This is a genomic window from Clostridium sp. AM27-28 (assembly GCF_003480955.1).
Taxonomy (GTDB): Bacteria; Bacillota; Clostridia; order Lachnospirales; family Lachnospiraceae; genus Otoolea; species Otoolea fessa.
In genome coordinates this window covers 90,059-113,982 of the sequence record NZ_QUJT01000010.1, presented here as the reverse complement: position 1 = coordinate 113,982, position 23,924 = coordinate 90,059, and the positions used below count along the sequence as shown (strand labels likewise).

The 23,924-nt window shown below is 50.4% G+C and carries 22 protein-coding genes; 19 read left to right on the top strand and 3 right to left on the bottom strand.

Annotated features, from left to right (window positions below):
- Positions 1-362 precede the first annotated feature (362 nt).
- A complete protein-coding gene (locus DW720_RS11665; RefSeq protein WP_118743050.1) occupies positions 363-1,787 on the top strand; it encodes an MBOAT family protein in 1,425 nt (474 codons plus the stop codon).
- On the opposite strand, the gene DW720_RS11660 is transcribed toward DW720_RS11665, so the two are convergent.
- A complete protein-coding gene (locus DW720_RS11660; RefSeq protein ID WP_118743051.1) occupies positions 1,784-2,515 on the bottom strand; it encodes an SDR family oxidoreductase in 732 nt (243 codons plus the stop codon). The two genes, DW720_RS11665 and DW720_RS11660, sit on opposite strands and share 4 nt — an antisense overlap.
- Positions 2,516-2,831: 316 nt before the next feature.
- On the opposite strand from DW720_RS11660, the gene trxB reads away from it, so the two are divergent.
- The 4 genes from trxB to DW720_RS11640 all read left to right on the top strand — a co-directional run bounded on the left by trxB (position 2,832) and on the right by DW720_RS11640 (position 8,200).
- Positions 2,832-3,749 (top strand): thioredoxin-disulfide reductase, encoded by a 918-nt coding sequence (gene trxB / locus DW720_RS11655; protein ID WP_118749680.1) that lies wholly within the window; start codon positions 2,832-2,834, stop codon positions 3,747-3,749.
- 211 nt (positions 3,750-3,960) lie between these two features.
- Positions 3,961-5,508, top strand: a complete 1,548-nt coding sequence (locus DW720_RS11650) for an SH3 domain-containing C40 family peptidase (RefSeq protein ID WP_118749679.1) — start codon at positions 3,961-3,963, stop codon at positions 5,506-5,508.
- Positions 5,509-5,763: 255 nt separating this feature from the next.
- Positions 5,764-6,408, top strand: coding sequence for a cyclodeaminase/cyclohydrolase family protein (locus DW720_RS11645; protein WP_118468430.1), 645 nt, complete (start codon positions 5,764-5,766; stop codon positions 6,406-6,408).
- A 124-nt stretch (positions 6,409-6,532) separates the two neighbouring features.
- Positions 6,533-8,200, top strand: coding sequence for a formate--tetrahydrofolate ligase (locus DW720_RS11640; protein ID WP_118652079.1), 1,668 nt, complete (start codon positions 6,533-6,535; stop codon positions 8,198-8,200).
- Positions 8,201-8,381: 181 nt separating this feature from the next.
- Here DW720_RS11640 and raiA read toward each other — a convergent pair whose 3' ends face one another.
- Positions 8,382-8,909 carry a ribosome-associated translation inhibitor RaiA gene (gene raiA, locus DW720_RS11635; protein WP_022360630.1) on the bottom strand — a complete coding sequence of 176 codons (528 nt, stop codon included), beginning with the start codon at positions 8,907-8,909 and terminating at the stop codon, positions 8,382-8,384.
- 372 nt (positions 8,910-9,281) lie between these two features.
- On the opposite strand from raiA, the gene DW720_RS11630 reads away from it, so the two are divergent.
- From DW720_RS11630 to DW720_RS11610, 5 genes are all read left to right on the top strand, one after another.
- Positions 9,282-9,665: a hypothetical protein gene (locus DW720_RS11630; protein WP_118743054.1), complete on the top strand. Its 384-nt coding sequence runs from the start codon at positions 9,282-9,284 to the stop codon at positions 9,663-9,665.
- Between the two features lie 145 nt (positions 9,666-9,810).
- On the top strand, positions 9,811-12,393 hold the full coding sequence (gene secA, locus DW720_RS11625; RefSeq protein WP_022360628.1) for a preprotein translocase subunit SecA: 2,583 nt from the start codon (positions 9,811-9,813) through the stop codon (positions 12,391-12,393).
- 212 nt (positions 12,394-12,605) lie between these two features.
- Positions 12,606-13,733 (top strand): peptide chain release factor 2, encoded by a 1,128-nt coding sequence (prfB, locus tag DW720_RS11620; protein WP_117796089.1) that lies wholly within the window; start codon positions 12,606-12,608, stop codon positions 13,731-13,733.
- A 204-nt stretch (positions 13,734-13,937) separates the two neighbouring features.
- Complete coding sequence (locus tag DW720_RS11615; protein ID WP_107001373.1) at positions 13,938-14,381, top strand: ACT domain-containing protein; 444 nt, start codon at positions 13,938-13,940, stop codon at positions 14,379-14,381.
- Positions 14,382-14,386: 5 nt separating this feature from the next.
- Positions 14,387-15,604 carry a homoserine dehydrogenase gene (locus tag DW720_RS11610; RefSeq protein WP_118538575.1) on the top strand — a complete coding sequence of 406 codons (1,218 nt, stop codon included), beginning with the start codon at positions 14,387-14,389 and terminating at the stop codon, positions 15,602-15,604.
- A 93-nt stretch (positions 15,605-15,697) separates the two neighbouring features.
- Here DW720_RS11610 and DW720_RS11605 read toward each other — a convergent pair whose 3' ends face one another.
- The gene (locus DW720_RS11605; RefSeq protein WP_118743055.1) at positions 15,698-16,078 is read right to left on the bottom strand and encodes a hypothetical protein; all 381 of its coding nucleotides are present in this window, start codon (positions 16,076-16,078) and stop codon (positions 15,698-15,700) included.
- A 232-nt stretch (positions 16,079-16,310) separates the two neighbouring features.
- On the opposite strand from DW720_RS11605, the gene DW720_RS11600 reads away from it, so the two are divergent.
- The 9 genes from DW720_RS11600 to tsaD all read left to right on the top strand — a co-directional run bounded on the left by DW720_RS11600 (position 16,311) and on the right by tsaD (position 23,895).
- On the top strand, positions 16,311-18,464 hold the full coding sequence (locus tag DW720_RS11600) for a Tex family protein (RefSeq protein WP_118743056.1): 2,154 nt from the start codon (positions 16,311-16,313) through the stop codon (positions 18,462-18,464).
- 93 nt (positions 18,465-18,557) lie between these two features.
- On the top strand, positions 18,558-19,055 hold the full coding sequence (locus DW720_RS11595; protein WP_118293358.1) for a YcxB family protein: 498 nt from the start codon (positions 18,558-18,560) through the stop codon (positions 19,053-19,055).
- Positions 19,052-19,477, top strand: coding sequence for a tRNA (adenosine(37)-N6)-threonylcarbamoyltransferase complex ATPase subunit type 1 TsaE (gene tsaE / locus DW720_RS11590; RefSeq protein ID WP_022360622.1), 426 nt, complete (start codon positions 19,052-19,054; stop codon positions 19,475-19,477). Before DW720_RS11595 ends, tsaE begins: the two co-directional genes overlap by 4 nt.
- Positions 19,478-19,500: 23 nt before the next feature.
- Positions 19,501-20,250, top strand: a complete 750-nt coding sequence (gene tsaB, locus DW720_RS11585; RefSeq protein ID WP_118743057.1) for a tRNA (adenosine(37)-N6)-threonylcarbamoyltransferase complex dimerization subunit type 1 TsaB — start codon at positions 19,501-19,503, stop codon at positions 20,248-20,250.
- A complete protein-coding gene (gene rimI / locus DW720_RS11580; protein ID WP_118743058.1) occupies positions 20,250-20,738 on the top strand; it encodes a ribosomal protein S18-alanine N-acetyltransferase in 489 nt (162 codons plus the stop codon). The genes tsaB and rimI overlap by 1 nt, the downstream gene beginning before the upstream one ends.
- 85 nt (positions 20,739-20,823) lie before the next feature.
- Positions 20,824-21,228, top strand: a complete 405-nt coding sequence (locus DW720_RS11575; RefSeq protein ID WP_022360619.1) for an ACT domain protein — start codon at positions 20,824-20,826, stop codon at positions 21,226-21,228.
- Positions 21,229-21,344: 116 nt separating this feature from the next.
- Entirely contained in the window at positions 21,345-21,587 is a 243-nt protein-coding gene (locus tag DW720_RS11570) for a hypothetical protein (protein WP_182427980.1), read from the top strand.
- Between the two features lie 221 nt (positions 21,588-21,808).
- Positions 21,809-22,720 carry a ribonuclease Z gene (locus DW720_RS11565; protein ID WP_022360617.1) on the top strand — a complete coding sequence of 304 codons (912 nt, stop codon included), beginning with the start codon at positions 21,809-21,811 and terminating at the stop codon, positions 22,718-22,720.
- Between the two features lie 5 nt (positions 22,721-22,725).
- Positions 22,726-23,895, top strand: coding sequence for a tRNA (adenosine(37)-N6)-threonylcarbamoyltransferase complex transferase subunit TsaD (gene tsaD / locus DW720_RS11560; RefSeq protein ID WP_243023764.1), 1,170 nt, complete (start codon positions 22,726-22,728; stop codon positions 23,893-23,895).
- Positions 23,896-23,924 lie beyond the last annotated feature (29 nt).

The following is a 23,924-nucleotide window of genomic DNA, read 5'->3' as shown; positions in this document are numbered from 1 at the left end:
CCCTGTTTCCGAGGTGATGAACCTGGGAGGCAGGGTTTTTTTGTTTCATAGGAAATTGCGTCCTATGAAACAAAAAACGCTCCGCGAGGATGCGCCAAGGCACATTCTTTATTCTGGTCAAAAACACTTGACAGATTAAGGTGGATTGCCCGTATAATAGAGTATCTGGAATATAGATATGATTTATCTGCTATATAAGAAAATACAGGTTACTGTTCACGGGTAGGCACTTTTGGAACCGAAAGTGCCGTAAGAAAACGTGGTGGCGGCAGGAAGTTGCCGTATTTAAATGCGAAACCACGGCAAATTCTGTTACTGGGCACGTATGCGTGAACAGTAACAAATACAGGATGGTATGATTTATGTTATTTAGTTCCCTTGTGTTCCTATGGTATTTTTTGCCAGCGGTATTTTTTCTTTATTTTATAACGAAAAATCTGCATATCCGCAATAGCGTCCTTCTGACTGCCAGCCTCTTTTTTTATGCGTGGGGCGAGCCGAAGTATGTGATTCTGATGCTTGTTTCGATCGGGCTGAATTATTTCTTTGGATTGTGGATTGGGAGGATGCAGAGTAAACACAGAATGCGCCTTGCTGTTACAACCTGCGTGTTTTTAAACCTCCTTCTTCTGGGCTATTTCAAATATTTTAACTTCGCAGTCGAGATTGCAAATTCTCTGTTAAGCCGCTTTGCGGGCGGCGCACATACACTTTCTTTCCGCGAGATTGCTCTTCCGGTCGGAATATCCTTCTACACGTTTCAGGCGCTTTCCTACGTGGTGGATGTGTACCGGGGGACGATTCAGGCGCAGAAAAATATCTTTCATCTGGCGCTCTATATTTCCTTCTTTCCGCAGCTCATCGCGGGACCGATCGTCAAGTATCACGATGTCTGCGAACAGATTGGGAACCGGCAGTGTACGGCGGAGGGGATGGCGTATGGAATCAAGCGCTTTTCCTACGGACTGGCGAAAAAAATGTTGTTTGCTAATACCTTTGCGGCGACGGTGGACTGGATGATGGAGAAACCGCTGGCACAGCTGGGAACGGTCAATGCGTGGATGTTGGCGGTTTTGTACACACTTCAGATTTATTTTGATTTTTCGGGATATTCGGATATGGCGATCGGATTGGGAAAAATGTTTGGATTTGATTTTATGGAGAACTTCAATTATCCGTATATCTCTACCTCGATCCGCGAGTTCTGGAGACGCTGGCATATTTCACTCTCGACCTGGTTTAGGGAATATCTTTATATCCCGCTGGGCGGCAACCGGAAAGGGCAGGTGCGGACGTATGTTAATCTGCTGATTGTCTTTTTTGCGACCGGGCTCTGGCATGGCGCTGGGGCAACCTTTATCATCTGGGGATTGTACCATGGGCTGTTTCTGGTGGTGGAACGCATGGGACTTGGGAAGCTATTGGAGAAGAACTGCTTCCGGGGACTGAATCACATCTATACGGCGTTGGTTGTAGTGGTTGGCTGGGTGTTCTTCCGCGCCGATACGCTGGCGGATGCGAAAGTGATCCTGCATCAGATGTTTACCTGGGAGAACGGCATCTATCCGGCATCGCTGTTCGTGAATCGGAAGGTAATTTTTCTTGCGGTGCTGGGCGTGCTGCTTTCGGGCATCGCGCAGAGTATATGCCCGAAGCTGCGGGAGCATTTGTATGAGAAAGAAGTGACAAAGACAGTGGATATTGTGATTATGGCTGTGCTGCTGTTTTTGTGTACCATGTATCTCGTCAGCAGCACGTATAATCCGTTTATTTATTTCAGGTTTTAGATCCAGCCGCCGTCCAGTTGAATTATCTGTCCCGTTAAATAGGAGTCCTCGCTCCCCAGCTGGTATGCCAGTTTTCCGACTTCCTCGGCACGCCCCATACGTCCTGCTGGAATTTCTTCCAGCAGGGCATTCCGTTCTTCTTCATCGAGAAACTGGTTCATTTCGGTGTCAATAGCGCCGCAGGCGATCGCGTTGACCTGGATGCTGTTCGGCGCAAGTTCCTTCGCGAGGGCGCGCGTCATGGCGTTGATGCCGCCTTTGGTGGCAGAATAGGCGACTTCGCAGGAAGCGCCGCAGACGCCCCAGACGGAGGAAATATTGAGAATGCGTCCCGATTTGCGTGACACCATCATCGGAACGGCGAGGCGGCAGCAGTTGAAGACGGAGGTCAGGTTGGTATTGAGAATGTGGTTCCACTCGTCCGGCGTCATATCCTGGAACAGACCGATGTAGGAAATCCCTGCATTGTTGACGAGGACATCCAGGGAACCGAAGCGCTCCCGGATCGCGTCAAACAGGCGGGAACAGCTCTCAAAATCGCCCGCATCGCCCATCCAGGCAAGGCAGGAAACGCCCAGCGCTTCGATTTCGCGCTGGGTCTTTTTTAATTCTTCTTCCCGCCTCAGGCAGGTAATCACGACATCCCAGCCGTTCTTAGCGTAGGTTAATGCAATCGCTTTCCCGATTCCGCGGGAAGCGCCGGTTACGAGGATAGTTTTATGATTCATGGCAGTAAACTCCTTATATGCGAATGTTTTTGAGAATTGCGGGAGCACGCAGTGCAGAGCAATTCGGTATCAGAGGGGTCAAAAGCTTTTGACCCCAACATCATATTTGATTGAATTATAGCATGTATTTAAAATTCATGAAATAGTTTCATTTTTCCGCCTGTCATAAAATCGTAAGAAATTTTCATCCATTTTTTGCTCTTCTGAGTGTTTTACAGCATTGTATGAAAGTGCCAAAATGTGTTATACTAAAACCAAATGGATCTGACACAGCGATAGAGCGGATCAATTACCGAACAGATTCGGAAGAAAGGAACTGTATACCATGTATGATATAATAATCATTGGTTCCGGACCAGCTGGCTTGAGTGCGGCGATTTATGCACAGCGGGCGTGTCTGGACACGATTGTGATAGAGAAGAATGGAATCAGCGGCGGACAGGTGCTGAATACCTGGGAGGTGGATAATTATCCGGGATTTCCGGGTGTGACCGGCTTTGAGCTTTCCAGACAGTTCCGGGAGCATGCAAACAAGCTGGGAGCAAGAGTTGTACAGGATGAGGTCGTGCAGGTCGAGCTTTCAGGAAATGTGAAGAAAGTAGTCTGCGAGGAAGAGACGTATGAGGCACGCTGTGTGATTCTGGCATCCGGAGCACATCACAGGACGTTGGAGGTGCCGGGAGAAGAGGAACTTCGCGGAGCAGGCGTTTCATACTGCGCGACCTGCGACGGGGCATTTTTCCGGGGAAGGACGGTTGCCGTTGTGGGCGGCGGCGACGCGGCGCTGGAAGATGCAATTTTTCTTGCACGGATGTGTGAAAAAGTATATATCGTCCACCGCAGAGACAAGCTTCGCGGGGCAAAACGGCTGCAGGAGCGCTTACAGGCGCTTGAAAATATTGAATTTGTCTGGAACAGCGAGACGGTTGCGATTGAAGGGAACGCTCAGGTGGAGGCATTGCGGCTGAGACAGACCCAAACCGGAGAAGAGAAGCGGCTGGACGTGGATGGCGTCTTTATTGCGGTCGGAATCGCACCGGAGAGTGAGCTGTATGCGGGTCAGTTAGAGCTTGATGAGCAGGGTTACATCCGGGCGGATGAGAGCGGTCAGACGAGCGTTCCGGGCGTATTTGCAGCCGGAGATGTCCGGACCAAGGCGCTGCGCCAGATTCTGACAGCGGCATCGGACGGTGCAAACTGCGTGGCATCTGCAGAGCGATATCTTCAGGCATAACTCATTTTTAACATAGAAGAAAACAGAGTAACTGTTTAGTAGGTCTGCGCATTTACTGCGCTGACCGTACGAAAACATGGGTCAGCAGGCAAAAATCCCATTGCCGTAGGCAATTTTTAATGGATTTTTGCGCGTGACTGTGAAGGTACTGAACAGTTACAGTTTGAGATAAAACGACGGAACAGAACGGACAGAAGAGTAGGAGGTCCTTATGAGAAAAACGCTGAAATTTCTGATAGCATCAGGGGCGTGCCTTGTGATGGCAGGGACGGGACAGATGAGCGCCCAGGCGGCGATGAATCTGGAGACGGATGCCCCGGTCGCTGGTGCGTCAGTGGCGATCAATAATTACTATGCGAGCAGCTTGAACCCGGAAAAAGAGCTGGCGGAAGCATTTGCTTCTAAAGAAGTTCTGGCAGTGGCGGGAGCCGGTCAGACGGGCGTGTCAGGCGGTGCGCAGACAGCCAAACCGGCACAGGTGCCAGCAGAGACGAAAGCCCAGCCAAAGGAGACAACTGGCGAGACTGAGGCGGTTGTCCGCGCGATGTCCAAGTCGATCTACGATAATATCGCGATTTCCCGTGTGACCAATTATGTCAATGTGCGCGCACAGGCGAGCACAGGCAGCGAGGTAGTCGGAAAGATTTACAATAACTGTGCGGCGACAATTCTGGACGCGGTGGACGGCGAGGGCGGCAAATGGTACCATATCCAGTCGGGTTCCGTGACCGGTTATATTAAAGCACAGTATTTTGCGACCGGCGAGGAGGCGTCCAAGATTGCCAGGGAAGTCGGCACAACCTACGCGAAGGTTACAAATACCTCTACGCTTCGCCTGAGAGAGACGCCGAGCTTAGAGGGCAAGACGCTGGATCTTCTTTCTGCCGATGCAGAGTATGAGGTGATCGGAGAAGAGGGCGATTTTGCCAAGATTTCCGTCGATAATGATCTGGTCGGATATGTGTATAAAGATTATATTACGACACAGGTAGACTTTAAGCAGGCAGTTTCCGTAGCTGAGGAACAGCAGCAGAAAGCTGAAGAAGAAAAACTGAAACAGGAAGCGAATGCGGCGATCGAGAACCTGGAACAGGTAAAGAAGAAAGCCGAGGAAGAGTCGAGGGCAGCGGAAACCACGGCAGCGGCGAAGGAAACCACGGCAGCTGCCAAAGAGACGACCAAAGCACCGGAGACTTCCTACAGCGGAACAATAGAGGCGAATCCGAGCGAAAGCAAGGCAGCTGGGACGACAGCGGCAGCCAAGGAGACGACAAAGGCAGCTGAGACGAAAGCGCCGACTACCGTGGCAGCGACGAAAGCGACCACTGCAAGCGGCGTTGGACCGGGCGGCGGACCAGGCACAGGCGGTACGTCCTCTTCTGGAAATGAAGTAACAAATGCTACCCGTTCTGCGGTTGTGGCATACGCAAAGCAGTTCCTTGGAAATCCGTATGTATACGGCGGAACCAGTCTGACAAACGGTGCGGACTGTTCCGGATTTACAATGAGTGTATTTGCACATTTCGGTATTTCAACCGGACGAAGCTCGAGAGATCAGGCGGCAAAGGGCAAGGAGGTTGCGGTCAGCGCAGTACAGCCGGGCGATCTGCTTTTTTATGCGAGCGGCAATTATATCAATCACGTAGCACTTTACATAGGCAATGGACAGGTTATCCACGCAAGTACGGCAAAGAGCGGCATCAAGATTTCGCCGTCCAACTACCGAACACCGTGTAAGGCAGTTTCATTCTTAAATTAGTAAACGCAGATAAAGGAGTATATCGGTTCTTACGGAACGATTTCATATCCGTAGGGCGCGGTGGGAATACCGCAAAATTACGTTGCCAGCGGGGCAGAAGATTTCTGATCGGTGAGACAAGCAATTTTGCGGTATTTTTTCATTTTCATAGGAAAATGTATGCACTCGCGCGAAGCAGAAACATGTCGCAAGCGACCGCGCTCGGCGCGAGAATGTGCCAAGGCACATTCTTTTTCATAAAAAAGGAGAAAAATCATGGCAGAATTAAGAGAACTTTCCGTAAACCAGTTCGTAGAAGAAACTGCTTCGAAGGCGTCTGTACCGGGCGGCGGAAGCGTGTCGGCGATGGTGGGGGCGCTGGGCGCGGCATTGATGGAAATGGTGGCAAATCTGACGATCGGAAAGGAAAAATATGCCGGGGTGCAGGAGGAAATGCAGGCGCTGGCAGCTGAGGGCGCTGCGCTGCATGAGGAGCTGCTGGCGGGGATCAAAAAGGACAGCGAATCGTTCAATGGATATATGAGAGCGCTGAAGCTTCCGAAGGAGACGGAGGAGGAGAAAAAAATCCGCACTGCCGCCCTGCAGCAGGGGTTAAAAGAGGCGACCGAAGCGCCGCTTGCGATTGCGGAGTCAGCGGCAAAGATTTTTCCGATGGCGGAAGCGGTCGTAAAGAGGGGCAATAAAGGTGCCGTTTCCGACGGTCTGATTGCGGCGATGTTAGCCCGGACAGCGGTTGTGGGCGCACTCTTTAATGTGAAGATCAATCTGGCATCGATCAAGGACGAAAGTTATGTATCAGAACTTGAGAAAAGAGTAGAAAAACTGGAATCGGATGCAATTTTTTGTGAAAAATCAATTTTGTGTCTTTCCAAATTGTCAGACACAGTATATAATAGATAACATTCACAGCCTTTCCGGGAAATTCACAGGGGGATCTTTTTTACAGAAGATAAAGCAGATAACATTCACTGTGTGAAAACTTCCGGAACAGGCAAAACCGCAAAAACAGGGAGGTACAGGAGTAATGATGACAGATATTGAGATTGCACAGGCAGCGAATCCACTGAAAATCGGTGAGATTGCACAGGCGGCAGGCGTAGACGAGAAGTATCTGGAGCAGTATGGAAATTATAAGGCAAAGGTTGACTACAATCTTCTGAAAGAGACCGAGGGCAAGGATGGAAAATTGATTCTGGTGACCGCGATCAACCCGACTCCAGCCGGAGAAGGAAAGACCACGACCACGGTCGGTCTGGCAGACGGATTGAAACGTCTTGGCAAAAAGGTAACCGTAGCGCTTCGTGAGCCGTCATTGGGACCGGTCTTTGGTGTTAAAGGTGGTGCAGCTGGCGGCGGATATGCACAGGTCATTCCAATGGAGGATATCAACCTCCATTTTACCGGTGATTTCCACGCGATCGGCGCAGCAAACAACCTGCTGGCAGCGATGCTGGACAATCATATCTATCAGGGCAATGCACTCCGCATCGATCCGAAGCGCATTACCTGGAAGCGTGTTGTCGATATGAATGACCGTCAGCTCCGCAACATCGTAGATGGTCTGGGACGCCGCGTGGATGGCGTGACCCGTGAGGACGGATATGACATCACGGTTGCCAGCGAGATCATGGCAGTTCTGTGCCTGGCACGCAATATTACGGATCTGAAAGAACGCCTTTCCAAGATTATCGTAGGTTATACCTATGACGAGGAACCGGTCACTGCCGGTGATCTGAAAGCAGCGGGCGCGATGACGGCTCTTTTAAAGGATGCCCTGAAACCAAACCTGGTACAGACCTTAGAGCATACACCGGCATTTATCCACGGCGGTCCGTTCGCGAACATCGCGCATGGATGTAACTCCGTCATTGCGACAAAGATGGCATTAAAGCTGGGTGATTACACGATCACAGAGGCTGGCTTCGGCGCTGACCTGGGTGCGGAGAAATTTCTGGATATCAAGTGCCGGATGGCAGAGCTGAAACCGTCGGCGGTCGTTGTAGTAGCGACGGTACGTGCCCTGAAGCATCACGGCGGCGTGGCGAAGGCTGACTTAAACGCAGAGAATCTGGAAGCGCTGGAGAAGGGACTTCCGAACCTGATGCAGCATGTAGAAAATATTACCAAGGTATATGGACTTCCGTGTGTCGTAGCGATCAACCGCTTCCCAATGGATACCGAGGCAGAATTAAAGCTGATCGAGGACAAGTGCCATGAGGTCGGTGTCAATGTAGCTCTGTCCGAGGTATGGGCGAAAGGCGGAGAAGGCGGCGAGGAGCTGGCAAAAGAAGTCATCCGCCTGTGCGAGACTGAGAGCGAGTTCCACTACTGCTACGAGACCGATACAACCATCGAGGAGAAACTGGATGCGATCGTGAAGAAGATCTACCACGGCGACGGCGTTGTACTCACGGATGCAGCAAAGAAGCAGGCAAAACGCCTGACTGAGCTTGGATTTGGTAACTATCCGATCTGTATGGCGAAGACGCAGTACAGCTTTTCGGACAATGCGAAGCTGCTCGGCGCACCGAAGAATTTTACAGTAACTGTCCGCAACCTGAAAGTATCCGCGGGCGCAGGCTTCATCGTAGCGCTGACCGGGGACATCATGACGATGCCAGGACTTCCGAAGGTGCCGGCGGCAGAGAAGATCGATGTCGATGAGAATGGACGGATCACGGGTCTGTTCTAAGAAAAGAAGTAACTGTTCAGTAGGTCTGCACATTTACTGCGCGTGACTGTGAAGGAACTGAACAGTTACGAAAAGAAATAGAATATGAATGGAACTTAACACAACGCAAAAAGGGGAACTGCCACATGGCAGCTCCCCTTTTTGCCAGGAAACTTGTCTACTTATAGTACGAAGCGATGAATTAAAATTCTGGTTCGATCAATCCGTAGGTGTTGCCTTTACGTTTGTAAACAACATTGACCTGCTCGGTCTCGGAATTCAGGAATACATAGAAACTATGTCCTAAGAGTTCCATCTGTACACAAGCCTCTTCCGGATCCATCGGCTTCATAGCGAATTTCTTTACTTTGACGATATCTACTTCGTCGTTGGAATCATATTCTTCGTTTATGAAGAGGTCAGAGAATGCAACGGCTGCCTGTTTCTTGTCTACGATTTTATTCTTATATTTTTTGAGCTGACGCTCGATGATTTCTTCTACCAAATCAATCGATACATACATATCGTTGCTTTCCTGCTCTGCACGGATGATGGTGCCTTTGACAGGGATGGTAACCTCGATCTTCTGACGATCTTTCTCAACTGTAAGTGTGATATTCACTTCAGTGTCCTGATTGAAGTATCGCTCTAACTTTCCGATCTTCTCCTCTACAGCTGCTTTTAACCCCGGGGTAACATTGATATTTCTTCCAGTAATCTTATAACGCATAATCATCGCTCCTTTTTATTGGGATGGCTATAGTATACCACTTTTGGATGTTAAATTCAACCTTTTTCACAAAATTGTCAACACAATTAATTGAAAAACAGGTCGAAATACTGTGTCGTTTGATTTTTCACGAATTGCTGTTGTTTTATAAGGGATTTGCGCGCGGTTTGTGCGGCGGACAATGAAATATGAAAAAAGAGTCTTGCAGGATAGGGCAGAATGGGTGTGTTTTTGCAACAGAAAAAGGTCGAAAAAGCTAGAAAAAACGGGGGTTTGGAGGCAATGCAAGGGTTCTTCATTTGTCAATAGATCTGCTTGTATTTTTGGAAGAAATATGCAAATTTATGAGATCTGAACAAAAAAGAAATCAAAATGCGCCGGGGACAATGGGGGCTTCATGAACAGACGGAAATTGTGGATAATGTGGATAAGTCGGTGCAAAACTCCATTTTCCCTAAAAAAGGGAAAAAACGGGGGTGCAAAACTTATCCACAAAACTGGGGACAAAATGTGGATAATGTGGACAACAAGAAAGTCGAACATATATTTTGTGCAACTTGTCTGGTTTACCATAAAGTTGGCGGGCTGGCAGAAGAAAAAACGTTTTACCTGGATAGGCAGGGAGGCGGCGTTTTACAGCAGGTTCCTTTGTTCGTGTATGGAGGGTCTTGTTTTATGGCTGGGATTTTCCGGGTACGGCAGGTTCGGCTTATCTCAGCCGGGCGCGTGCGCAGCGTAAATGTAAAAAAATCATGAAATCATTGAATAAAATCCCTGTTAGTGTTAGAATAAATAAGATTGTATAACTATACCTATACGATCTTTTCGATCTAAAACATATCATACATTGAGCTATAAAAACGAAAAAAGAATGAGAAAGCAAGAAATAGGAGAGAAAAGCATGAATCTGATAGAGAAAGTGTTTGGTACCCACAGCGAACGCGAGCTGAAGCTGATCCGCCCGATTGTGGATAAGATTTTAGGTATGCGCGAGCAGATGGTTGCCTTATCGGATGATGAACTGCGCGACAATACGCGCAAGTTCAAAGAGCGCCTTGCAAACGGCGAGACGCTGGACGACCTTCTGCCGGAGGCATTTGCAACCGTGCGTGAGGCGGCGAGACGGGTATTAAATATGGAGCATTACCCGGTTCAGCTGATCGGTGGTATCGTCCTGCATCAGGGACGTATCGCAGAGATGCGTACTGGTGAAGGTAAAACCCTGGTTTCTACCGCACCGGCGTACTTAAATGCGCTGGCTGGAAAGGGCGTATTTATCGTTACCGTCAACGACTACCTGGCAAAACGAGATGCAGAGTGGATGGGTGAGGTTCACAGATTCCTCGGTCTGACTGTCGGCGTGGTTTTAAATTCAATGAATTCCGACGAGCGCCGGGAAGCTTACAACTGTGATATTACCTATGTTACCAACAATGAGCTTGGTTTCGATTACCTGCGTGACAACATGGCGATCTATAAAGAGCAGATGGTTATGCGGAATCTGGACTATGCGATCATCGATGAGGTCGATTCCGTCCTGATCGATGAGGCGAGAACCCCGCTTATCATTTCCGGACAGAGCGGCAAGTCCACGAAGCTCTATGAGGTGTGCGATATTCTGGCACGTCAGTTGGAAAAGGGCGAGGAATCAGCAGAATTTTCCAAGATGGCAGCCATCATGGGCGAGGAGATCGAGGAGACAGGCGATTTCGTAGTCAATGAGAAAGATAAAGTAGTCAACCTGACCGAGGCTGGTGTGAAGAAGGTTGAAGATTTCTTCCACATCGAGAACCTGGCGGATCCGGAGAACCTGGAGATCCAGCACAACATCATTCTGGCACTGCGTGCCAACTACCTGATGTTCCGCGATAAAGACTACGTGGTAAAAGATGACGAGGTTCTGATTGTCGATGAGTTTACCGGACGTATCATGCCGGGACGCCGTTATTCCGATGGTCTCCATCAGGCGATTGAGGCGAAGGAGCACGTACATGTGCGCCGTGAGAGCCGCACGCTGGCAACCATTACCTTCCAGAACTTCTTCAACAAGTTCAACAAGAAGGCTGGTATGACCGGTACGGCACAGACCGAGGAGAAGGAGTTCCGTAACATTTACCAGATGGACGTTATCTCCATCCCGACGAACCGCCCGGTACAGCGTATTGATTACGAGGATGCGGTTTATAAGACGAAAAAAGAGAAATTCCATGCGGTTGTCGAGGAAGTGGCAGCAGCCCATGAAAAGGGACAGCCGGTTCTGGTTGGTACCATTACGATCGAGACTTCCGAGCTTCTGAGCAAGATGCTGACAAGACGCGGCATTCCGCATAAGGTATTAAATGCGAAGTTCCATGAGCTGGAGGCTGAGATCGTAGCAGATGCAGGTATCCACGGTGCCGTTACGATCGCGACTAATATGGCAGGTCGTGGTACGGATATCAAGCTGGATGAGATTTCCAGAGAACTGGGCGGCTTAAAGATTATCGGTACAGAGCGTCATGAGTCCAGACGTATTGATAACCAGCTGCGCGGTCGTGCCGGACGTCAGGGCGATCCGGGTGAATCACGTTTCTACCTGTCCCTGGAGGATGACCTGATGCGTCTCTTCGGTTCAGAGCGTCTGATGAATATGTTCAACGCCATGGGCGTACCGGAGAATGAGCAGATCGAGCACAAGATGCTTTCCAAGGCGATTGAGAAAGCACAGATGAAAATCGAGACCAACAACTACGGTATCCGCGAGAACCTGTTAAAATACGACGAGGTTATGAACGAGCAGCGTGAGGCAATCTACGCAGAGCGCCGCCGTGTACTGGATGGCGAGAATATGCGTTCCGTTATCATGAAGATGATCACGGATATCGTAGAAAACGCCGTAGATATGTCCATCTCTGATGAGCAGGAACCGGCTGAGTGGGATCTGTCCGAGTTAAATTCCCTGCTGCTTCCGGTTATCCCGTTAGAGCCGATTCAACTGACGGAAGACCAGCAGCATATGAAGAAAAATGAGCTGAAACATATGCTCAAAGAGGCGGCAACGAAGCTTTATGAGACACGCGAGGCAGAGTTTACAAGCGCGGAACAGGTACGCGAGATGGAGCGCGTGATCCTTCTGAAAGTGGTTGATGCAAAGTGGATGGCTCATATCGACGATATGGATCAGCTGCGCGAAGGCATCGGTCTGCAGGCATATGGTCAGAGAGACCCGCTGGTTGAGTATAAGATGAGCGGCTATGAGATGTTCGACAGCATGACGGCAGCGATCCGTGAGGATACCGTCCGTATTCTGTTCCACATCCGTGCAGAGCAGAAGGTCGAGCGTGAACCGGCTGCCAAGGTAACGGGAACCAACCGTGACGACAGCACCGTGCAGGCACCGAAGAAGCGTGAGGAAAAGAAGATTTACCCGAACGATCCGTGCCCATGCGGTTCCGGCAAGAAGTACAAACAGTGCTGTGGACGGAAGCTGTACGCGAAGAATTAATAGATGAAAGAAGGCAGGCTGCCGTGATTTTGCAGCAGTCTGTGCAGAAAATTCCCGAAACTATGGCGAAATACCTGGTTCCGGGAATTTTTCCAAATATAAAAAAGAGTTACGGTCTATATGTGTGTGATCCGTAACAAAATATAACTGAAAGAATGCTGAACCGTTGAGGAAAATGGCAGCAGATAGATGAGAATGGAGAAGGTGAGAGCATGGTTGAATTAGATCAGTTTAAGTATACATTATCAACCTACGATGAGACGCTGAAAGAGGTCAAGGATTCCCTGGATCTGGAAAATAAGGAGCGCCGCATCACGGAGCTTGACAAATCAATGGAAGAACCGGGCTTCTGGGATGATCCGGAGCGCTCGACCAAGACGGTCCGTGAGGCGAAAAATCTCAAAGATACCGTGGATGGCTACAAGCACCTTGAACAGCAGTATGAGGATATCCAGGTCATGATCGAGATGGGCTATGAGGAAAATGACCCGGCGATGATTCCGGAGATTCAGGAGATGTTAGATGAGTTCGTCAAAGAGCTGGAAGAACTCCGCACAAAGACACTCCTGTCCGGCGAGTACGACGGCTGCAACGCGATCCTTAAGCTGAACGCGGGCGCGGGCGGTACCGAAGCGATGGACTGGTGCAGTATGCTGTATCGTATGTACCAGCGTTGGGCGGACAAAAAGGGCTTTACGACCGAGGTGCTTGATTTCCTGGACGGCGACGAGGCGGGACTTAAGTCCATCACACTGCAGGTCAACGGTGAAAATGCCTACGGCTACCTGAAATCGGAGAAAGGCGTCCATCGTCTGGTCCGTATTTCCCCGTTCAACGCGGCTGGCAAGCGTCAGACCTCATTCGTTTCCTGTGATGTCATGCCGGATATTGAAGAAGATCTGGATGTGGAGATTAATCCGGACGATCTGCGGATCGATACCTATCGCTCGAGTGGTGCCGGTGGACAGCATATCAACAAGACGTCCTCCGCGATCCGTATCACGCATCTGCCGACCGGTATCGTCGTACAGTGCCAGAATGAGCGTTCCCAGTTCCAGAACAAGGACAAGGCGATGCAGATGTTAAAGGCAAAGCTGTACCTGCTCAAACAACAGGAGAATGCCGAGAAGTTGTCCGACATCCGCGGCGATGTCAAGGACATCAACTTCGGAAACCAGATCCGTTCCTACGTTATGCAGCCGTACACGCTCGTCAAGGATCACCGGACGAACGCCGAAAATGGCAATGTGAACGCGGTGATGGATGGAGATATTGATCTGTTTATCAGTGCGTATTTAAAGTGGATCAGCCTGAAAAACCAGAAGACAGAAGAGGCGTAAAAGAAGATAAATCAGCCTGGATTGGCGGCACAAAAGTTTGACAGAGAAGAAAACACTCTGTCAAGTGCCGTCAGTTCAGGCTGTTTTTTTACAGATACAATTCGACTATAATGAAAGAAATAGATTGCAGAGTGTCAATAAATGTGATAATATCTTTCTGGTAAACACAAATGTATTTCTGGTGCGTACACAAGCGGAGATGGAATGGAAGAAAAAACAAAGTATTATCTGTTAAAGCAGAAAGCAGTGCCGGAAGTCCTTTTGAAGGTGGCGGAAGCGAAGAAGCTCATTGCGTCAGAAAAAGCGATGACGATTCAGGAGGCGACCGACCAGCTGGGGATCAGCCGGAGTTCCTTTTACAAGTATAAGGACGATATTTTTCCATTTTATGACAACGCCAAGGGCAAGACGATTACCATGGTGCTGCAGATGGATGATGAACAGGGACTTTTATCGGATCTTCTTCATATCGTAGCGATTTACAAGGCAAATATTCTGACGATTCATCAGAGTATTCCGGTCAACAATGTGGCGACGCTGACACTCAGCGTGGAAGTCCGTTCGGATACCGGAAATATATCGCATATGGTCGAAGAGATGGAAGAAAATTCGGGAGTACACAACGTAAAAATTATAGCCAGGGAGTAAAGATTATGATTCAGGTAGCAGTGATGGGCTATGGAACAATTGGTTCCGGAGTCGTAGAAGTATTAGAAACCAACAAAGACAAAATCACAGAAAAAACCGGCAAAGAGATTGCAGTAAAATATATTCTGGATCTGCGTGAATTTCCGGGTGATCCGCACGAAGCGCAGATTGTTCATGATTTTGAGATCATTGAAAAAGACGAAGACGTAGAGATCGTTGTAGAGGCGATGGGCGGCGTCAATCCGGCATACAAGTTTGCAAAAGCGTGCCTGTTAGCCGGTAAGCACGTTGTGACCTCCAACAAGGCACTTGTAGCGGCACACGGCACCGAGCTTCTGGCGATTGCACGCGAGAAGAACTTAAACTTCCTCTTTGAAGCCAGCGTAGGCGGCGGCATCCCGCTTCTGCGTCCGCTGACCCAGTCTCTTGCAGGCGAGAAGATCGAGGAAATCAGCGGTATCTTAAACGGTACAACCAATTACATCCTTACCAAGATGGCAAGAGAAGGTCAGACCTTTGAGGAAGCCTTGAAGAAAGCGCAGGAACTCGGATATGCAGAGCGCAACCCGGAGGCAGACGTAGAAGGCTACGATACCTGCCGCAAGATCACGATTCTTACCTCACTGGCAACTGGAAAAGAAGTAAATTACGAAGATGTGCCGACCGAGGGCATCACAAAGATTACCGATACCGATTTCAAATATGCGGCAAAGCTGGGAACTTCGATTAAACTGTTTGGAACCAGCCGCATGGAAGGCAATAAAGCCAGCGTCTATGTATGCCCGATGATGATCGGACCGGATCATCCGCTCTTTGCAGTCAATGACGTATACAATGCAGTCATGGTTCGCGGCAATACACTTGGAACCGTCATGTTCTACGGCAGCGGCGCCGGAAAACTCCCGACCGCCAGCGCAGTCGTCAGCGACATCGTAGAGATCGCCGGACACATGGAAGACAACATCCCGACCGGCTGGACCGACGAAAAACAGCCAGTTGCACCGATGGGCGAAGTAACCTTCAGCTACTTCCTCCGACTGGCAGGCAAATCAGCCGACAAACTTGCCGATGTGCGTGCAGCCTTCGGTGAGGCAGAAACCATCGAACTCCCGGAGATGGACGAATTTGCGGTCGTAACCGGAGAAATGACCGAAGCACGCTTCCGGAAACTGGCAGCGGCATTCGAGGAAGATATCCGCCAGACGATTCGCTATACAAAATAGGATATAAAGTAAAAAGCACGCCAAAGTCATTCATGACGCGGTGTGCTTTTTAACGCAAGAAATACACAGAAAAAGGTCCCCTTGCCAATCATTTTATTGTAACGGACCAATCAAACTCTCATACAACTCCATTGCCTGATCAAAAAACGGCGCATATTGCGGATCCGTAATCATATGGTATACCTGGATCAGGCAGAAAAACTCAACTACTCCAAAGATGGTAGACATAACTCCCAGTATCAGCCCGACCACTGCGCTGCCGCGCCGCGGCTGTCCTTCCTCCTTGGAGAGGACAAACAGTACATTCGCCGACATTCCGAGCAGAATCGCGGCGGAAAAACTCAAAAACAGGGAAAAAAATGCGAAGATGCCGCACATCATTGACATCGTGGCATAGCGGCGCGAACGATTGCGCCGGGTTTCATTTGTATTTGAATGTTCCTTCGGAGAAGGTGTTTCATCGTAATAACTCATCGTATATCTAATCCTTTCATAACTGTGAAAAAAGAAAACAGCTACATCCTTTTCTGAAAATTAGAGACAGCCGCTGAATAGGGCAAAACAAAATCTATGCCCATCTGGCGGATTGAATCCGATAAAAGTGTATCATGAATAAAGCCGCTTGTCCAGTTAGGCATTGACTTGCGAAATATGCGCTGGAATGGTATGATTAAACAGCGTATTGATATTGAAGGAGAGTTTTTGCATGGATATTATACAGGCATTGAAAGAAGAGCTTCAGATAGGGAGAAATCAGGTCGAAGCGGCGGTAAAGCTGATCGATGAGGGAAACACGATTCCGTTCATCGCGCGCTACCGCAAGGAGGCGACCGGTTCCCTGAATGATGAGGTGCTGCGCCAGCTAGATGAGCGACTGCGCTATCTTCGGAATCTGGAGGATAAAAAGGAGCAGGTGATCGGTGCGATCCGCGCCCAGGAGAAGCTGACTCCGGCGCTGGAGAAACAGATCCGCGATGCGGCGACGCTGGTTGCGGTGGAAGATCTTTATCTTCCGTACCGCCCGAAACGGCGCACCCGTGCCGGAATTGCCCGTGAGAAAGGGCTGGAACCGTTAGCAGTCTGGATTTACAAGCAGGAAGCGGGCGGCAGCCTGGAGGCGGAGGCGGCGAAGTATGTGTCGGAAGAAAAGGGTGTTGCAGATGTTTCAGAGGCAATAGACGGCGCGCGTGATATTCTGGCTGAGCAGATCAGCGAGATGGCAAAATACCGCAACTACGCACGTAAAAAGACGATGCAGGACGGTCTTTTGGAGGCATCCGCAAAGGATGAGAAGATACAGTCGGTGTACGAGATGTACTATCATTTCTCCGAACCAGTCAAAAAGCTGGCGGGACACCGTGTGCTGGCGATCAACCGCGGTGAGAAAGAGAAGATTCTGAGCGTGAAGCTTATAGCGCCGGAGGAGCAGATTGTCCGGTATATGGAGAAACAGCTGATTATCCGCTCGGATGGGGATGCGGCGCGCGTGATGGAAGAAGTGATTCTGGACAGCTACCGCCGCCTGATCGGACCGGCCATCGAGCGCGAGATCCGCGCGGGGCTGACAGAAACGGCAGAGAACGGCGCGATTCAGGTATTTGGCAAGAACCTGGAACAGCTCCTGATGCAGCCGCCGATCGCAGGATGTGTGGTGCTCGGCTGGGATCCGGCATTCCGGACGGGCTGCAAGCTGGCAGTTGTGGATGAGACGGGAAAAGTGCTCGATACGACGGTCATTTATCCGACTGCGCCGCAGAACCGCGTGGAAGAGTCGAAGGAGATCGTGAAAAAGCTGATCCGCAAGTACGGCATTTCCCTGATCTCAGTGGGGAATGGTACGGCAAGCCGAGAATCTGAGCAGATCATCGTGGAACTCTTAAAAGAAATTCCGGAGAAGGTTCAGTATGTTATCGTCAATGAGGCGGGCGCGTCGGTTTATTCGGCGAGCAAGCTGGCGACGGAGGAATTTCCGCAGTTTGACGTCGGACAGAGAAGTGCGGCATCGATCGCGAGACGCCTGCAGGATCCGCTGGCGGAGCTGGTAAAAATTGATCCGAAATCCATTGGAGTCGGTCAGTACCAGCATGATATGAACCAGAAAAATTTAAGCGAAGCGCTGCAGGGCGTGGTGGAAACGTGCGTAAATAAGGTCGGCGTGGATCTGAATACGGCATCGGCGCCTCTGCTCGCCTATATTTCCGGCATTAACAAGACGATTGCGAAAAATATCGTGGCATATCGGGAGGAGAATGGCGCATTTTCAACGCGCCGTGAGCTTTTGAAGGTGGCGAAGCTGGGACCGAAGGCGTATGAACAGTGCGCCGGATTTATGCGGATCCAGGGCGGCAAGAATCCGCTCGATGCGACGAGTGTGCACCCGGAGAGCTATAAAGCAGCGGAGGCACTTTTAAAGCAGCTTGGACATGATCCGAAGGAGATCGCGGCGGGTGGCATCCGCAATATCCGCAAGGAGATCGCGGATACGGCAAAGCTGGCAAAAGAGCTTTCGATCGGCGAGCCGACCTTACTCGATATTGTGAGCGAGTTGGAAAAACCGGCGCGCGACCCGCGTGAGGAGATGCCGAAGCCGATTCTCCGCACGGATGTGCTGGAAATGAAGGATTTGAAGCCGGGCATGATTTTAAAAGGAACCGTGCGGAATGTCATTGATTTCGGTGCGTTTGTGGATATCGGCGTGCATCAGGATGGTCTGGTTCACGTGTCCCAGATGACAGACCGCTATATCAAGCATCCGCTGGAGGCGGTCAGCGTCGGGGATATCGTGGAGGTCAAGGTGCTGGCGGTTGATGTGGCGAAGAAGCGCATTTCGCTGACGATGAAAATCCGGGAGACGAAGTAAACCACGGCAGATTCAGCCGTTGGTTATAGGATGCAGGAGCGCTGACTGGAATGGGGCGGCGGATAAGGCATAGAAAATTAGGGAGAAGATAAAATGGACTTACGTGTAAAAATACAGCCAAAAGAGATTTTTATTTATTCGATGTACAATTTCTGGGCGGGACTGCGTGGAATCGGATGCATCATACTGACGGTGCTCGTTATTATTGCAGCGGCAGCCAGCGAGGAACGTCTGGGAACGCAGGTGACGAATCTGGTGATTCTGGGAGTGATTGCCTTGACAGGCTTTCAGATTTTTGCAATCTGGAAACAGGCAGAGCGCACCGCCGGGGATGCGAAAACGGGAGCTGAGATTGTATTTCACATTGGAGACGAGGGCATCCGTGCCCGCCAGGCGAACGGCAAGGGTGAGATCAGCTGGGATAAGCTGGTAAAAGTGAAAAAGATCGCGGGAATATATGTGCTTTACCTGGGTCGAGACAAGGCGTACCTGATGCCGAAGCGCGTGTTCAGAGGTTCGGAGGAGCAGATTTTTCTCAGTATGCTTACAAGAAATCTGCCGCAGGAAAAGAGAAGAGGAATTCGAGCATGATGATAGAAACAAACAGCCCGGAAGAGACGTATGCGTTTGGAAAAAAGCTTGGAATGGAAGCGCAGGCAGGGCAGGTGTATTGTTTGAATGGTGATCTGGGCGTAGGAAAGACGGTCTTTACCCAGGGGTTTGCCGCGGGACTTGGAATTCAGGAACCGGTCAACAGCCCGACTTTCACGATCGTGCAGGAGTACGACGATGGGCGCCTGCCGCTCTACCATTTTGATGTATATCGTCTTGGCGATGTGGACGAGATGGATGAGATTGGCTATGAGGACTATTTTTACGGCGAGGGCATCTGCCTGATCGAATGGTCGGAGCGCATCCGCGAGATCCTGCCGGAACATCCGATCCAGATCACGATTGAAAAGGATCTGGAAAAGGGCTTTGATTACCGGAAAATTTCAGTAAACGAGCAGTAGCCGGCGACAGGAGGAAAGAGAAAATGAGAATTTTGGGAATCGAAAGCGCATCCCTGGTGGCATCGGTTGCTATTGTTACGGATGATGTGATCACGGCGGAATATACGGTGAATCTGAAAAAAACGCATTCGCAGACACTTCTTCCGATGATTGATGAGATTGTGAAAATGCTGGAGGTGCCGTTGGAAAGCATCGATGCAATCGCAGTATCCGGCGGTCCGGGCTCTTTTACGGGGCTTCGGATTGGCTCTGCGACAGCGAAAGGACTGGGACTGGCGCTTGGGAAGCCGCTGATCCATGTGCCGACGATGGATGCGATGGGATATTGTCTGTACGGAGCTTCGGCGCTCATCTGCCCGATGCTGGATGCGAGACGGCAGCAGGTGTACACGGGACTCTATCGGTATGAAGAGAAGTTCGAGATTGTGAAAGAACAGTACATTACGGATATCCATGCGTTGATTGCTGAGTTAAATGAGCGCGGCGAGCGCGTGATTTTCTTGGGGGACGGTGTGCCGGTCAACCGGGCGGTGATCGAGGAAGAGATGAAGGTGCTGTATTCGTTTGCACCGGCACAGGCGAGCCGTCAGCGAGCTTCGGCGGTGGCAGCGCTTGGCGCAGTGTATCTGGCAGAGGGAAAGACCGAGACGGCAGCCGAGCACAAGCCGGATTATCTGCGGAAATCGCAGGCGGAGCGCGAGCGCGAGGTCGCAGAGCGCCAGGGCGAGATGGATAAGCTGGCAGCCGGTATTGTGGTTGTGGAGAAGAAATAATGGCGGCAGGAACGGGAACGCAAAAAAAGCTTCGTGTTCAGATAGTGGATTTTCAGCCGGGGGATCTTCCTGCTGTCCGGGCACTGGAACTGGAATGCTTTTCGGATGCATGGTCGGAGAAGCTTTTACAGGATCTGCTGACGAGCAGCTGGGATAAAAACTGGGTGCTGAAAGAGGATGAAACCGTCCGTGGTTACTGCAATTTCCGCGTCATTGCCGGGGAAGGCGAGTTGATGCGGATCGCGGTTCACGGCGCGTGCCGGGGGCGCGGCTATGGGCGGCTTCTGATGGAACGGCTGTTAAAGGAAGCAGAGGAAGAAAACGTTGAGGATATTACCTTGGAGGTGCGTGCATCCAATGCCCCGGCGATTGCGCTGTATGAGGCGTATGGCTTTCAGAAAGAGGCGGTTCGGAAGAATTATTACAGCGGGCCGACGGAAGATGCGCTGATTTATTGGAAAAGAAGCGGAAAAAGCATTGACAGATGAAATGGAAATGAGTATACTGTTTAACAGATAAAAGCGTAACACTTTACAGTGTTAAATCAAAAGAAAAGAACGGTAGGAGGTTCATATGCTGAGTCAGGTATCTATTTTTGCAGAGAATAAGAAAGGACGTTTACAGAATATTACATCCCTTCTTCAGAAGGAGAATATTAACATTTGGGGTTCGATCACGAATGACAGTGCGGAGTACGGCATTATCCGTATGGTTGTTTCTAATCCAGAGCACGCGGAGAAAGTGCTGGCGGAAGCTGGTTATCTCTGCCGTCTGACAGAGGTGCTTGGCGTCGAACTGGATGACGAGGTCGGAGCACTCAACCGTCTGTTAATTTCCCTCGAAGAGAGCAATATCAATGTAGATTACCTGTATCTCTCCTTCAATCGTGATTCTGGCAAGCCGGTTATGGTGCTTCACACGGACGATGTGAGGGAGGTCAGCATCTGCCTGACATCGAAGGGATATAAGGTACTGTAAGTATTTCCAGCACTTTCCGCTTAAAAACCGGTATAAAAAACAGTATAATGATGGAGAAGCTGTGGAGGACATGGCTTCTCCATTTTGCGTATATAGAAGAGAAAGGCGAGGAGAGCATGAGAAAATATGGAGAGAGCGGCATTCTTCTGTCGGTTGTCTGCAACCGGTGCGGAAAGAAGCTGGCGGTGAAAGATGGCATTCTGCGCGAAGGAGCGGCGCATTTTGATGTGGCATGGGACTATTTTTCGGAGAAAGATGGGGAGGTGCATCATTTTGATCTGTGCGAGGAGTGCTATGATGGAGTGACGCGGGAATTTCTGATTGAGGCAGATAAGGAGGAGAGGACGGAACTATTGTAGAGTCGTGAGGGGGACGGAGAAACGCGGGACAGGCGGTGCGCCATCTGCGTCTCTCCAGTGAATTGGATTGCTGAATTTCTGGCTTGCAACATAGTATTTCTTTATGATATTATTAAATGATATGGGAGTTAGGGGGAAAGCTGTTTTGACAGCTTTTTGCATGACTTTTAATTAAAAAGATTTATTATGAATCATTTATTTAATAGAAAAGAGGATGTTTCATGTTAGATGTATGTTTGCTGGGAACGGGCGGGATGATGCCGCTGCCGTATCGGTGGCTGACGGCTTTGATGGTCCGCTGCTCGGGCAGCAATTTGCTGATAGACTGCGGGGAAGGCACGCAGATTGCGTTGAAAGAAAAGGGCTGGAGCCCGAAGCCGGTGGATGTGATTTGTTTTACACATTATCACGCGGATCATATCAGCGGTCTGCCGGGACTTTTGTTGACGATGGGAAATGCGGAGCGGACGGAGCCGATCACGATGATTGGACCGAAGGGACTGGAACGCGTGGTGACGGCACTGCGGACGATCGCGCCGGAATTGCCGTTTCCGCTTGAGTTTATCGAGCTGACGGAGCCGAGACAGCAGCTTCAGATTGGACCGTATGTGATCGATGCGTATCGGGTCAACCATAATGTGACCTGTTATGGGTACTCGATTTCGATTCCGAGAAAGGGACGGTTCGATGTGGAACGCGCGCGGGCGCAGGAGATTCCGCAGAAGTTCTGGAGCCGCCTGCAGAAGGGGGAGACGATCGAGGAGGAAGGCAGAACGCTGACACCGGATATGGTGCTCGGAGGTGACCGGAAGGGAATCAAGGTGGCATACTGTACCGATACGAGACCGCTTCCGGTAATTGCGGAGTACGCGAAGGATGCGGATCTGTTTATCTGTGAAGGCATGTACGGCGAGGACGGGAAAGAAGCCAAGGCGAGAGAATACAAGCATATGACATTCCAGGAGGCGGCGCACCTGGCGAAGGAGGCCCAGCCGAAGGAAATGTGGCTGACTCATTACAGCCCGTCGCTCATCCGTCCGGATGATTATATGGATAAAGTGCGTGAGATATTCCCGAGAGCGAAAGCCGCCCGCGATGGCTGGACGGCAGAGCTGGGATTTGATGAGGAGTAAGGGCGATGCAGACGGAAGAAAAGAGAGAGAATATAGAAGAAAAGAAGGAAGAACGGATGGAAATGCCAGTTTCAGGAGCATTGGAACGGGGATCAGGGAAAGCTCCGGTATCGGGGGCAGAGATTTCCGTGCATGATACAGAAAACGGACACCCATCAGAAGATGTTTACATTCTTGCAATCGAGAGTTCCTGTGATGAGACGGCAGCTTCAGTCGTGAAAAACGGACGTACCGTTCTTTCCAATATCATATCTTCCCAGATCGATCTTCACACGCTGTTTGGCGGCGTTGTGCCGGAGATTGCGTCGAGAAAGCATATCGAGAAGATCAACCAGGTTATTGAAGAGGCGCTGACAGAGGCACATATGAGTCTGGAGGAGATGACGGCGATTGCAGTTACCTACGGTCCAGGGCTGGTTGGCGCGCTTTTGGTCGGTGTGGCGGAAGCCAAAGCACTCGCGTATGCGGCGAAGAAACCGCTGGTCGGCGTACACCATATCGAGGGGCACGTATCGGCAAATTTCATCGAAAATCCGGATCTGGAACCGCCGTTCATGTGCCTGATCGTGTCAGGCGGACATACACATCTGGTGATTGTGAAAGATTATGGCGAATTTGAGATTCTGGGACGCACCCGAGACGATGCAGCAGGCGAGGCGTTTGACAAGGTGGCACGCGCGGTCGGGCTCGGTTATCCGGGCGGCCCGAAGGTCGATAAGGCAGCAAAAGAGGGGAATCCACATGCGATTGAGTTTCCACGGGCAAAAGTGGGCGACAATCCATATGATTTCAGCTTCAGCGGCTTAAAATCGGCGGTCTTAAATTATATTAACCATGCGAAAATGATGGGCGAGGAGATCCATGTGCCGGATCTGGCGGCTTCGTTCCAGAATGCGGTTGTGGAAGTATTGGTATCGCGCACGATCGAGGCGGCGAAACAGCACGGCTATAAGCGCGTGGCGATCGCCGGCGGTGTGGCATCCAACTCCGCTCTCAGGGCGGGCATGGAGAAGGCCTGTAAAGAGGCGGGCATCCAGTTCTTCCATCCGTCACCGATCTTCTGTACGGACAATGCGGCGATGATCGGCGCGGCGGCGTACTATGAATATAAGAAGGGCGCGCGCGCAGGCTGGGATCTGAATGCGGTGCCGAATTTGAAGCTGGGCGAGAGATAATACAAATTTTTTCAGGAAGAATTGTTTTG

Coding starts and splice junctions, on each gene's coding strand:
- DW720_RS11665 (WP_118743050.1), top strand. CDS start 363: ATGTTATTTAGTTCCCTTGTGTTCCTATGGTATTTTTTGCCAGCGGTA.
- DW720_RS11660 (WP_118743051.1), bottom strand. CDS start 2,515: ATGAATCATAAAACTATCCTCGTAACCGGCGCTTCCCGCGGAATCGGG.
- DW720_RS11650 (WP_118749679.1), top strand. CDS start 3,961: ATGAGAAAAACGCTGAAATTTCTGATAGCATCAGGGGCGTGCCTTGTG.
- DW720_RS11645 (WP_118468430.1), top strand. CDS start 5,764: ATGGCAGAATTAAGAGAACTTTCCGTAAACCAGTTCGTAGAAGAAACT.
- DW720_RS11640 (WP_118652079.1), top strand. CDS start 6,533: ATGATGACAGATATTGAGATTGCACAGGCAGCGAATCCACTGAAAATC.
- raiA (WP_022360630.1), bottom strand. CDS start 8,909: ATGCGTTATAAGATTACTGGAAGAAATATCAATGTTACCCCGGGGTTA.
- DW720_RS11630 (WP_118743054.1), top strand. CDS start 9,282: ATGCGCCGGGGACAATGGGGGCTTCATGAACAGACGGAAATTGTGGAT.
- secA (WP_022360628.1), top strand. CDS start 9,811: ATGAATCTGATAGAGAAAGTGTTTGGTACCCACAGCGAACGCGAGCTG.
- prfB (WP_117796089.1), top strand. CDS start 12,606: ATGGTTGAATTAGATCAGTTTAAGTATACATTATCAACCTACGATGAG.
- DW720_RS11615 (WP_107001373.1), top strand. CDS start 13,938: ATGGAAGAAAAAACAAAGTATTATCTGTTAAAGCAGAAAGCAGTGCCG.
- DW720_RS11610 (WP_118538575.1), top strand. CDS start 14,387: ATGATTCAGGTAGCAGTGATGGGCTATGGAACAATTGGTTCCGGAGTC.
- DW720_RS11605 (WP_118743055.1), bottom strand. CDS start 16,078: ATGAGTTATTACGATGAAACACCTTCTCCGAAGGAACATTCAAATACA.
- DW720_RS11600 (WP_118743056.1), top strand. CDS start 16,311: ATGGATATTATACAGGCATTGAAAGAAGAGCTTCAGATAGGGAGAAAT.
- DW720_RS11595 (WP_118293358.1), top strand. CDS start 18,558: ATGGACTTACGTGTAAAAATACAGCCAAAAGAGATTTTTATTTATTCG.
- tsaE (WP_022360622.1), top strand. CDS start 19,052: ATGATGATAGAAACAAACAGCCCGGAAGAGACGTATGCGTTTGGAAAA.
- tsaB (WP_118743057.1), top strand. CDS start 19,501: ATGAGAATTTTGGGAATCGAAAGCGCATCCCTGGTGGCATCGGTTGCT.
- rimI (WP_118743058.1), top strand. CDS start 20,250: ATGGCGGCAGGAACGGGAACGCAAAAAAAGCTTCGTGTTCAGATAGTG.
- DW720_RS11575 (WP_022360619.1), top strand. CDS start 20,824: ATGCTGAGTCAGGTATCTATTTTTGCAGAGAATAAGAAAGGACGTTTA.
- DW720_RS11570 (WP_182427980.1), top strand. CDS start 21,345: ATGAGAAAATATGGAGAGAGCGGCATTCTTCTGTCGGTTGTCTGCAAC.
- DW720_RS11565 (WP_022360617.1), top strand. CDS start 21,809: ATGTTAGATGTATGTTTGCTGGGAACGGGCGGGATGATGCCGCTGCCG.
- tsaD (WP_243023764.1), top strand. CDS start 22,726: ATGCAGACGGAAGAAAAGAGAGAGAATATAGAAGAAAAGAAGGAAGAA.